This window comes from Okeania sp. SIO2C2, assembly GCF_010692625.1.
GTDB lineage: Bacteria > Cyanobacteriota > Cyanobacteriia > Cyanobacteriales > Microcoleaceae > Okeania > Okeania hirsuta.
This window is the reverse complement of the sequence record NZ_JAAHGM010000164.1, coordinates 1-1,411: the sequence shown is the minus strand read 5'-3', so window position 1 is coordinate 1,411 and position 1,411 is coordinate 1. Positions and strand designations below refer to the sequence as shown.

The 1,411-nt window shown below is 40.2% G+C and carries 3 protein-coding genes and 1 pseudogene; 3 read left to right on the top strand and 1 reads right to left on the bottom strand.

Features of this window, described 5'->3' with window-relative positions:
• Positions 1–166: pseudogene (locus F6K18_RS36130) on the bottom strand (IS1 family transposase); the annotation flags it as partial.
• Between the two features lie 203 nt (positions 167–369).
• Between F6K18_RS36130 and F6K18_RS36125 the strand changes: the two are divergent.
• From F6K18_RS36125 to F6K18_RS36115, 3 genes are all read left to right on the top strand, one after another.
• Positions 370–621 (top strand): hypothetical protein, encoded by a 252-nt coding sequence (locus F6K18_RS36125; RefSeq protein WP_287528187.1) that lies wholly within the window; start codon positions 370–372, stop codon positions 619–621.
• A gap of 148 nt (positions 622–769) precedes the next feature.
• On the top strand, positions 770–955 hold the full coding sequence (locus tag F6K18_RS36120) for a transposase family protein (RefSeq protein WP_287528185.1): 186 nt from the start codon (positions 770–772) through the stop codon (positions 953–955).
• Between the two features lie 65 nt (positions 956–1,020).
• Positions 1,021–1,245, top strand: a complete 225-nt coding sequence (locus tag F6K18_RS36115) for a transposase family protein (protein ID WP_287528189.1) — start codon at positions 1,021–1,023, stop codon at positions 1,243–1,245.
• Positions 1,246–1,411: the final 166 nt, after the last annotated feature.

Sequence of the window (1,411 nt, the reverse complement as noted above, 5' to 3'; positions counted from 1 at the left end):
AAATAGGGACATTTTCACACAAAGCTCTTTAATATCAGAACTATAACCCGCAGGACAGGGGCTTTCTCGCGCATTGACGGCCACAGTTACGGCACAGATAACTCTGTTTGCCCTGACGATGACCATTTTTCACTACTTTATGACTTTGACAATCAGGACAGTCCATCTGTCTAGAAAATTCTAGAATATCATTCTCTATTGTGCAACACCCAAAAAAGGGCGTTGCACAATAGAGAATGATTTGAGATTTTTGATTGAATTGGATTGTGGATTAATCAATTGCTAGAATGATTAATATTAGATTTTTTTAGTCAAAGTCTAAACTAATTTTTGGCAATATCATTCCATAATGTGCAACCCCCAAAAAAGATGTCACAATTACTATTCCCGCTGCAAGATAGGTTACTCAGAGCATTAACAGGATTAAACCGTAAAGCATTTGAATCTTTGTTGGAGTCCTTTGATCAAATGTATGAGCAAACATTGCACTCAAAACCTCGTCAACGCTCTGTTGGAGGAGGCCGTAAGGCTCGTTTACGCACCAATCAAGAGAAATTGTTCTACATTCTTTTCTACTTTAAGTGTTACCCAACTTTTGATGAGCGCTGGTATCTTGTTTGAGATCGACCGTAGCCAGGCACATTACTGGGTTCATCGCTGACAACCTATTAAAGACGCAGCCCTGGGAGAAAAAAAGGCGCTTCCAGAGCGTCAAATTAACAGTGTCCAAGGATTCATAGAGCGTTTCCCTGGAGTAGAACGAGTGATCATGGATGGCACAGAACGGCCAGTGCAACGACCTACTCACCAAGAAAAACAAAAACTGAATTATTCGGGAAAAAAAAAGCGTCACACTCGCAAACATTTAGTCGCAGTCAATCAAAACAAGAAAGTGCTGCTATTGAGCCAGGCACGAGAAGGAAAGCTACATGACAAGAAGTTCCATTCCCCTTGAAAAATTGATAGGAAATATACCTGTGGACATTCCGATTGAAGTAGACAGTGGTTTCCAAGGTCTACATGCATCAGTATGAAAATATCCGCATCCCCCATAAAAAACCAAAAGGGGGAGAGTTAAGTGAGCAACAAAAATCAGACAATCGGAAATTGAGCCAATCAAGGGTAGTATGTGAAAACGCCTTTGCCGGCGTCAAACGTTATGGAGTTGTTAGTCAGATTGATCGTAATCACAAGTATGATTTTGATGACAAATTAATAGACTTGTCGCTTAATAAGGTAAACTAGAGATTAGTGTTTTAAAGATCAGAAGAAAAAATGCTGGATATCAATCGAGTGCTAAAAGAAGACCGACTCTTAAGGGCATTAACGGGACTAAACCGTAAGGCATTTGATGAATTGTTGCAAGCTTTTTCTGTCCAGCTAAACTTGGAAGCGATCGCTAGCACCCAAA

Coding starts and splice junctions, on each gene's coding strand:
- F6K18_RS36125 (WP_287528187.1), top strand. CDS start 370: ATGTCACAATTACTATTCCCGCTGCAAGATAGGTTACTCAGAGCATTA.
- F6K18_RS36120 (WP_287528185.1), top strand. CDS start 770: ATGGATGGCACAGAACGGCCAGTGCAACGACCTACTCACCAAGAAAAA.
- F6K18_RS36115 (WP_287528189.1), top strand. CDS start 1,021: ATGCATCAGTATGAAAATATCCGCATCCCCCATAAAAAACCAAAAGGG.